Below are 8297 nucleotides of genomic sequence, written 5' to 3'. Positions count from 1 at the left end.
GACCCCCGGCACGCCGCCGACCGCCACCGGCCCCGGCTCCGCACCACCGCACGCCGGAACGCCGACCACCCGGGCCGCGACGCTCACCCTGGAGCTGTGGTACGTCCGGGACGGACGGCTCGCCCCGACCCGGCGTACCCGGCCGACCACGCCCGCCACCTCACGCCTGGCGCTGGCCGAGCTGGCCGCCGGACCGACCCGTCCGGAGGCCGACACCGGTCTGGTCACGCTGCTGCCCGAGGGGGCGCAGGTGAGCCGGATCGCCGCCGGGGTCGCCACGGTACGTCTGCCCGACGTGCCCGATCCGGCCGACGCACGGCTGTGCGAGGCGCAGGTGGTCTACACGCTCACCCAGTTCGCCACCGTTCGGCGGGTCGACTTCGGCACCGCCGCACCGGCCGGCCAGGCCGAGTACGCCGACCTGCTGTCTCCGGTGGTGGTCGCCGAGCCGGTCATCGGCGCACGGGTGAGCAGCCCGATCACCGTCTCCGGCAGCGCCGACGTGTTCGAGGCGACGGTCAGCGTCCGGCTGCTCGACGCCGCCGGTCGCACCCTCGCCACCGGCTTCACCACCGCCACCTGCGGCACCGGCTGCCGGGGCGGTTACCGGCTCACCCTCGCCTACCGGTCGGCCCGGGAGCAGCCCGGCACCGTCGAGGCGTACGAGGTGTCCGCCGCCGACGGGTCCCGGACGAAGCTGGTCGCCGTACCGGTGACGGTGGCCGCCACCCGGTGAGCCGTCAGTCGAGGAGGCCCTCGTGCAGGGCACGCAGCACCGCGTTCGTCCGGTCCCGCGCGCCGAGCTTGGTGAGGATGGTGGAGACGTGGTTCTTGACGGTCCCCTCCGCCAGGAACAGCACCTCGGCGATCTCCCGGTTGCTGTAGCCGTGCGCGACGAGCCGCAGCACCTCCTGCTCGCGTTCGGTGAGGCCGGGTACGGGCCCGGCGTGCGGCCCGGCCGGTGACGGCCCCGACCGGATCGCCCGCAGCATCCGGTCGGTGATCGACGGGGCGATCAGCGTCCCGCCGTCGGCGAGCGTGCGGATGGCCCGGGTGAGCTGGTCCAGCGTCACGTCCTTGAGCAGGTAGCCACGGGCGCCCGCGCGCAGCGCCGCCAGCACCAGCTCGTCGTCGTCGAACGTGGTCAGCACCAGCACCGGGATCTCGACCTCGGCGGCGCGGAGTCGTTCGAGCGTCCAGATGCCGTCGAAGCGGGGCATCCGCAGGTCGAGCAGGATCACGTCCGGCGTGGTCTCGGCGACGACCGCCAGTGCGGCCCGCCCGTCGTCGGCCTCGCCGACCACGTCGATGTCGGCGACCTCCAGCAGCCCCCGGATGCCCTGCCGGATGAGCGTCTGGTCGTCGACCACCACCACCCGGGTCATGCCGCCGGCACCCGCGCGGTCACCCGGAATCCGGTCCGCCCGTCGACGGCGAGGTCACCGCCGAGCGCCTGGAAGCGTTCGCGTAGCCCCCGCAGCCCGTTGCCGAGCACCAGGTCCGGTGCGCCGTGCCCGTCGTCGCGGGCCTCCAGCACGGTGCCCCGGGCGTCGGCGGTCACCGAGATCCACAACTCCCGCGCCCCGGCGTGCCGGATGGTGTTCGTGACGATCTCCTGGGTGGCCCGCACGAACGCCGCGCTCTCCTCCTCGTCGACCCGCACGGTCGGCGAGACGTCCACCGACACGTCGAGTCCCGGCAGGTCGCGGGCCATCCGCCGCAACGCCTGCTCCAGGTCGGGCGGTTCGGTCCGCAGCCGGCCGACCGTGGCGCGTACGTCGCCGAGCAGTTCGCGGGCGACCCGGTCGGCCCGTTCCACGTGGGTACGCGACGCCTCGCCGTCGAGGTGCCGGGCCGTCTCCAGTTCCAGCGTCAGGACGGTCAACTGGTGACCGATCTGGTCGTGCAGCTCCCGCGAGATCCGCAGGCGCTCGGCGGTCCGGGCGGACTCGGAGAGCAGCACGCTCGCGGCCTGCAACTCCACGTGTGCCTCGGCCAACTCGCGGCGCATCCGCTGCTCGCGGAGCAGGGTGCTCGAACTGAGCAGGCTGGCCAACTGGATGAGCAGGTAGAAGCCGACCACCACGACCGCCTCCGCCGACCGGAGCGCGGGCGGCGGCAGGCCCACGGCGATCACCACGGTGTTGAGGGCGACGAGGACCAGCCCCACCTTCAGGGGCAGCAGGTACACACTGACCGCTGCGGTGAGCACCAGCAGCACCGGCAGCAGCCCCGTGTTGGGCAGTGCGAGAACCACCGCCCAGGACGCCAGCACGGCCACCGCGAACGCCCCGGTACGCAGCGGACCGGCCCGCTCGATGGCGAGCGAGGTGAGCAGCGCGACGAGGTGGAGGAGGAACAGCGCGATCCACAGAACCCGGGGGATCTCGGTGTCGACGGCCCCGAACAGCACGGGCGCGGCGACGCCGACCGCGACCACGAGCATGGCGATGCCGGACCACTCCTCCGTCCCGAAACGTCGCACGACCCCACTCTAGGGCGGCCCGTGTCGGGCGCACCCGTGCCGGAAGTCATGCCCCCGGGAGGTGACTTCTGGGACAGGTGGCCAGGTCGGGGTGTCCGTAGCGTCGAGGCATGACCGATGCCGAACCGGCGATCCTCGCCGAGAACCTCGCCAGGAGTTACGGATCGACCCGGGCCGTGGCCGACGTGAGTCTCCGGGTCGACGTCGGGGAGGCGGTCGGCGTCCTCGGCACCAACGGAGCCGGGAAGACCACGGCGGTCGAGATGATCGCCGGGCTACGCGTACCCGAACGGGGGCGGGTACGCGTACTCGGACTCGATCCCCGGGCGGACCGGCGGCGCGTACGGCAGGTGCTCGGGGTGCAGCTCCAGCACGCCTACCTGCACGGCGCGCTGCGGGTGTCCGAACTCGTCGACCTGTACCGCAGCTTCTATCCCGACCCTCGCCCGGCCGACGAGTTGCTGGACATGGTCGATCTGACCACGCACCGGAAGGCGACGTTCGAGAAGCTCTCCGGCGGCCAGCAGCAGCGGCTCTCGATCGCCCTGGCGCTGGCCGGCCGCCCCCGCGTGGTGATCCTCGACGAGTTGACCACCGGCCTGGATCCGAAGGCCCGCCGCCGCATGTGGGCGACGATCGAGCAGCTCCGCGCCGAGGGGGTGAGTGTGCTGCTGGTCAGTCACGCCATGGAGGAGGTCGAGCGGCTGTGCGACCGGGTCGCCGTCCTCGACGCCGGCCGGGTCGTCGCCACCGACACTCCCGCCGGGCTGGTCGCACAGACCGGCGCCGCCAGCCTGGACGACGCGTTCGTCGCGCTCACCGGCAAGGAACTCGACCTGGAGGACGCCGCATGACCACCGTCGTCGCCCACCGACCGGGGATGCGGTCGCTGCTGACGTTGATCCGCTGCGAGGCGAAGATGGTCATCCGGGACACCCCCGGACTGGTCGTCCCGCTCTGCCTGCCGCTGTTGATCATGCTGACCAGCGCCGGCTCCGCGAACGAGCAGGAGGTCTCGGGCGGGCTGACCGCGCTGGACCTGTTCGTGCTCCCGCTCGTGCTCACCATGGTCATCGCGATCATCGGCATCATCAACATGCCGAGCTTCCTGGCCTACTACCGGCGCTCCGGCATCCTGCGCCGGCTCGGCGTCACGCCCGCCTCGCCGGCGACGGTGCTGGCCGCGCAGGTGATCGTCAGCGTGCTCCAGTCGGTCGTCGGCATCGCCGCCGCCGTCGCGCTCGCCTTCCTGGTGTTCGACGCGAACGCGCCGGTCGACGTCGGCGCGACCCTCGGCGTGGCGGCACTGGCGATGGCCGCCATGTACAGCGCCGGCATGATCGTCGCGGCGGTCGCGCCCACCCCGAACTCCGCTGTCGCCATCGGCCTGGTCATGTTCTTCGTCCTCGGCGCCCTGGGCGGGATGTTCGGCGGACCGGGCTCGCTGCCGGGCCCGCTCGCCGACATCGGTCGCCTGTTGCCGTTCGGCGCCTCCGTGGAGGCTCTCGGCGCCGCCTGGGAGGGCACGCCGGTCGGGCTCGGGCAACTGCTCGGCCTCGGCGTGACGGTGCTCCTCGGCGCGACCGTGGCGGGCCTGCTGTTCCGCTGGGAGTGACCCGCGCCGCCAGGCAGCCTTGCCGCCCTGGGGCCGCCGGGCGGTCCCGGGGCGGCCGTACGCGGGGGCACCGCCGGCGCCGCGTACGGCAGCGCGGTCAGCGCCGCTTGCGGCGGTTCCTGGTCCGGGCCCTCCGCTGGTCACGAACGCTGCCCGGCGGCGCGGAGGCGGTCCCGGCGATGTCGGCTTCCCGGCCCCGCCGTGGGACCGGCGGCAGGACGAGCGTCCCGACCTCCGGCGCGGCGGTCGGCGGACCGACCGGGACCGGTTCCGGCAGCCGCCGCTCCAGGTCCGTGATGATCGCCTGTACGCGGGCCAACTGCTCCCGCACCGACGGCTCGTCCTCGGCGTGCCCGCCCGTCGGCCGACCGGCCCGCTGCGCGGCGACCTGCTCGTCCTGGTGCGCCTCCTGCAACGCGGTGAGCACCAGCCCGACCAGCAGATTGGTCAACAGGTAGCAGGCGGCCACCATGTAGGAGACGTAGTAGAGCACCGCCCACCCGGTGACGTCGCGGCCCGCCTGGAGCGTGTCGGTGATCCCGTCCAACGACAACAGCAGGAACAGCGTGAGCATGGCCTGGCCGACCGTGCCGTACTCCTCCGGGTAGGCGGCGCCGAACAGCATCCAGCCGAGCATCGCGTACCCGTACAGCAGCAACGCGGTGACCAGCAGGAAGCTGGCCAGACCGGGCAGGCTGCGCCGGATGCCCACCAGGATCACCCGCAGACTCGGGAAGAGCCGGAACGCCCGCACGATCCGGGCCAGCCGCAGCAACCGGAGCAGGGTCACGTTCTCCCGCACCCCGGGCAGCAGCGGCGCGGCCACGATCACCAGGTCGAACACGTTCCACCGGTCCCGGAAGAAACCGGCCGGGGCGGTGGCGTGCGCACCGAACCGCATCAGCAACTCCAGCACGAACAACGCGATGCAGACGTACTCGACGGCGCGCAGCCCGATGCCCACGGTCGCCACGACGTTGCCGTACGTCTCCAGGCCCAACGCCACCGCGTTGACGATGACGACGGCGAAGCTGGCCAGGTTGAACCAGGGCGCGCCGACGACGGCCCCGCAGCGCACGGCGAGCCGGCGCAACGGACCACGGACAGTACGCGTCATGCTACTCCTCGACCGGCTCACGACCGGACGGCAGCCTATGACATCCCGGGACAGGCCGGGCAGCCGGACCGGCCACATAGGACGGATCCCAGCTCACCACGGCGCGCCGCCGGAGACGGTCGCGCAGCGGCCCTCACGGCCACGCGACTCCGCCCCCCGGGCCGTCGCGCCGGGCACGCTCGCGCGGTGGGCGGCTGGACAGCCGCCCTTACGATCTCCGTCGTGTCCACCTCCGTCGCCACCGAGTTCGCGGGCTCCTGGACCGCCGGCCGGTCGGTCCGCCGCACCGCGCTGCTGCTGTTCCTCGGCGTCGCCGCCGTCGCGCTGAACACCGGCATCGGGTACGCCTCCGCAGGCACCCGGGTGATCCCGATCGTGACCGGCGTACTCCTCTGCCTGGCCTTCGCCACCGGCGTCCATCTCCTGCACCGGGCGAGTTGGCTGGCCCTGCTCTCCCTGCTGCCGGCCCTGTTCGTCCTCGTCGGCTCGGTGCAGCTCGCCCCCGACCTGGCCCTGGAGCAGCGCGGCGTCCGCCAGCAGGTGACGATCGTCGACTCCGAGGCCAGCGGCAAGCGGCACACCTTCACCCTGCGCGGCGCGGCCGGCCCGCTCGACGAACCGCTCGTGTACCAGGGCAGCTCCCCCGGCTACCGGGTCGGCGACACGCTCACCGTGCTGACCGACCCGGAGGGACGGATCGCCCTGCGGGACGCCGACCGGGTCGACTCCGCCGGCAAGGTGGGCAGCCTCGTTCTCGGCGCCCTCGGCTGGGCCGTGATCGCCCTGCTCGCCGGCTGGCGCGGCCACGTCCGCCGCCGCACCGGCCGCCACGCGGGCCTGATCCTCTAGCGCGGGACCTCGGACCTGGCACGAACCCCGGACCCGGTACGAGGTGGGGAGATTTGTTGTCGCTGGAGCGACAACAAATCTCCCCACCAAGTCTGGAATGCGCTCCACCGCGGAGCAGGCAAGCGCCCACCGGAGCCGGACGGCTGGATCACGCACGGCCGACACCGCTCACCGCGCCGGCATGGCACCCGGCAACCGGTCCGGCCGCTGTGGACGGACCCGCCCGACACCCACAAGTCAGCGAGGATTCCTCGCGTTTTCGTTGACGCGCGCCACCGCACCGTGAGATACATGGCCACACGTCGATGGAGACGCCGGCCCGACGCCGCCGTCCGGAGAGGCGAGAGATGACACCGCACGCACACCCGCCGGTCCGGCGGCGTCGCCCCCTGTCCCGACTGCTGGCCGGGCTGGCCGCGCTCGCGGTCCTCGTGCCCGCCGCGCCCGCGTACGCCAACTCGCTGCCCAACCTGCCGCACCACGCGGGCGGCTACGAGTCGTCCTTCTCCCCCGCCTACGACTACGACACCGACGGCTGTTACGCGGTCTCGGCGATCAGCCCGGACGGCCGGATCAACGGCGGGTTGCGGACCACCGGGGCGATCAACGGCAGTTGCCGGGACCGGTCCGACCTGGACATGTCGCAGACGTACGCGCGGTCGAAGTGCAACAACGGCTGGTGCGCGATCGTGTACGCCAGCTACTTCGAGAAGGACCAGGCGGTGCACGGCAGTGGCCTCGGCGGTCACCGGCACGACTGGGAACACGTGATCTCCTGGGTCGACCAGGTCACCGACCGGGTCGAGTACGTGACCACCACTCAGCACAGCAGTCGACGCACCTACCCGCGCTCCCAGGTGCGCTTCGACGGCACGCATCCGAAGGTGGTCTATCACAAGGACGGCGCATCGACGCACTTCTTCCGGCTCGCCAACGGCAACGACGAGCCGCCGGAGAACCACTACGGCACCTGGCACTACCCGCCGGTGGTGGACTGGCACGGCTGGCCCAGCCTGGATCTGCGGAACAGTCTCATGGCGGCCGACTTCGGCGCGGCCAGCATCAAGATCAAGGATGGGGCGTTCGAGTACCTGCTCGGCGTCGCCAAGCCCGCCGGCATCCCGTTCGACGCGTACGCCTGAGGGCGAGCGGCGACTCGCTCACCGGTCGCCCAGCGACACCACCAGCTCCTGGGTGCGGTGGTCGGAGACGCCCCGCGCGTCGCCGAAGCGGTAGGAGTGCACCCGGACCTGCGGCGAGGCGAGCGCCCAGTCGAGTCGCCACCAGTGCGGCCAGCCGGGTCGGGCCGCGAAGCTGGCCGGGTACGGCGTCGTCATGGCGTGGGCGGCGTCGCGCAGGCCGTCGGGCAGTTTACGCAGGTCGCCCATTGCCGGCGTGGTGTTCAGGTCACCGGCGAGCAGCACCGGATTCGGGTTGTCACGAACGTCGCGGGCCAGCGCCCGCCACTGCGGCTCCCGCTGGGCCCGTTGTTCACGCAGTATGCGGTAGAAGGCGGCGTCGAAGGGGCCGTGCTGCGGGGAGAGCTGCACCGGCAGGTGCAGGTTGTACGCCGAGAGCACCCGCCCGCCACCCAGGTCCAGGTCGGTCCGCAGCGTCTTGTAGCGCCACTCGTCGCCGGCCGCCGCGACCTCGGGCGGCAGGCCGACCGGCTCCAGCGGTGCCTGCCGCAGCACCGGCAGCCGGGAGAGGGTGACCAGCTCGCCGACCACCACCACGTGGAAGCCGGGGAACTCGGCGCGCAGCCGGTCCAGCGTCGCCTGCGTCGGCCGGCCCTGCTCGAACCAGTACTCCTGCAACAGGTAGACGTCGGCGTCGGCGTCGCGCAGCACCTGGTACATCGTCTCGGTCTCGCCGCCGGAGTCCCAGTAGCCGGTGTTCCAGGAGAAGACGCGTACCGCGTCGGCCGGGGCGGGGCCGTCGCCGCCCTGCCACCAGCGCACGTTGACGCCGCTGAGCCCGGCGCCGAGCAGCAACGCCAGGGCGGCGAGCACCGCCACCACACGACGACGGCGGCTCATCACCGCGCCGGCCGCCAGCACCAGGGGCACCAGCAGGAAGGCCGGTGGCGGCACGGTGTCCACGGCGAGCCAGAGCCACCACCGCCCGCTCAGTGCCCGGTGCGCGACGGTGAAGGCGAGCCAGAGCCCGGCGGCGGCCGGCCACAGCACCGTCGGCCAGCGCCGCCAGCCCGCTCGAACCGGTCGGCAACG

The 8297-nt window shown here is 72.9% G+C and carries 9 protein-coding genes; 5 read left to right on the top strand and 4 right to left on the bottom strand.

Features of this window, described 5'->3' with window-relative positions:
• Nucleotides 1-736 (top strand): Gmad2 immunoglobulin-like domain-containing protein (locus tag EYA84_RS20925; RefSeq protein ID WP_236145879.1); only part of this gene is annotated, 736 nt, incomplete at its 5' end.
• Between the two features lie 4 nt (nucleotides 737-740).
• Here EYA84_RS20925 and EYA84_RS20920 read toward each other — a convergent pair.
• Together EYA84_RS20920 and EYA84_RS20915 are read right to left on the bottom strand one after the other, a co-directional pair.
• The gene (locus EYA84_RS20920) at nucleotides 741-1385 is read right to left on the bottom strand and encodes a response regulator transcription factor (protein WP_131054743.1); all 645 of its coding nucleotides are present in this window, start codon (nucleotides 1383-1385) and stop codon (nucleotides 741-743) included.
• Nucleotides 1382-2485 carry a sensor histidine kinase gene (locus EYA84_RS20915; RefSeq protein WP_201272441.1) on the bottom strand — a complete coding sequence of 368 codons (1104 nt, stop codon included), beginning with the start codon at nucleotides 2483-2485 and terminating at the stop codon, nucleotides 1382-1384. Before EYA84_RS20915 ends, EYA84_RS20920 begins: the two co-directional genes overlap by 4 nt.
• A gap of 110 nt (nucleotides 2486-2595) precedes the next feature.
• On the opposite strand from EYA84_RS20915, the gene EYA84_RS20910 reads away from it, so the two are divergent.
• Nucleotides 2596-3339 carry an ABC transporter ATP-binding protein gene (locus EYA84_RS20910; protein WP_131054742.1) on the top strand — a complete coding sequence of 248 codons (744 nt, stop codon included), beginning with the start codon at nucleotides 2596-2598 and terminating at the stop codon, nucleotides 3337-3339.
• Nucleotides 3336-4100, top strand: coding sequence for an ABC transporter permease (locus EYA84_RS20905; RefSeq protein WP_131054741.1), 765 nt, complete (start codon nucleotides 3336-3338; stop codon nucleotides 4098-4100). The genes EYA84_RS20910 and EYA84_RS20905 overlap by 4 nt, the downstream gene beginning before the upstream one ends.
• A gap of 97 nt (nucleotides 4101-4197) precedes the next feature.
• On the opposite strand, the gene EYA84_RS20900 is transcribed toward EYA84_RS20905, so the two are convergent.
• Nucleotides 4198-5217, bottom strand: coding sequence for an ion transporter (locus EYA84_RS20900; protein ID WP_131054740.1), 1020 nt, complete (start codon nucleotides 5215-5217; stop codon nucleotides 4198-4200).
• 222 nt (nucleotides 5218-5439) lie between these two features.
• On the opposite strand from EYA84_RS20900, the gene EYA84_RS20895 reads away from it, so the two are divergent.
• Entirely contained in the window at nucleotides 5440-6066 is a 627-nt protein-coding gene (locus EYA84_RS20895) for a hypothetical protein (RefSeq protein ID WP_131054739.1), read from the top strand.
• Between the two features lie 347 nt (nucleotides 6067-6413).
• Nucleotides 6414-7208 carry an NPP1 family protein gene (locus EYA84_RS20890; protein ID WP_201272440.1) on the top strand — a complete coding sequence of 265 codons (795 nt, stop codon included), beginning with the start codon at nucleotides 6414-6416 and terminating at the stop codon, nucleotides 7206-7208.
• Between the two features lie 18 nt (nucleotides 7209-7226).
• Here EYA84_RS20890 and EYA84_RS20885 read toward each other — a convergent pair.
• Nucleotides 7227-8297 (bottom strand): endonuclease/exonuclease/phosphatase family protein (locus EYA84_RS20885; protein WP_236145878.1); only part of this gene is annotated, 1071 nt, incomplete at its 5' end.

The sequence above is a fragment of the Verrucosispora sp. SN26_14.1 genome (genome assembly GCF_004307965.1).
Lineage (GTDB): Bacteria > Actinomycetota > Actinomycetes > Mycobacteriales > Micromonosporaceae > Micromonospora.
The sequence above is the reverse complement of the archived record's forward strand: the minus strand, read 5'-3'. Positions and strand labels throughout refer to the sequence as shown.

What these genes read in the sequence shown, in the direction of transcription:
- EYA84_RS20890 (WP_201272440.1), top strand. Translation starts at nt 6,414, where the DNA reads ATGACACCGCACGCACACCCGCCGGTCCGGCGGCGTCGCCCCCTGTCC.
- EYA84_RS20905 (WP_131054741.1), top strand. Translation starts at nt 3,336, where the DNA reads ATGACCACCGTCGTCGCCCACCGACCGGGGATGCGGTCGCTGCTGACG.
- EYA84_RS20920 (WP_131054743.1), bottom strand. Translation starts at nt 1,385, where the DNA reads ATGACCCGGGTGGTGGTGGTCGACGACCAGACGCTCATCCGGCAGGGC.
- EYA84_RS20900 (WP_131054740.1), bottom strand. Translation starts at nt 5,217, where the DNA reads ATGACGCGTACTGTCCGTGGTCCGTTGCGCCGGCTCGCCGTGCGCTGC.
- EYA84_RS20910 (WP_131054742.1), top strand. Translation starts at nt 2,596, where the DNA reads ATGACCGATGCCGAACCGGCGATCCTCGCCGAGAACCTCGCCAGGAGT.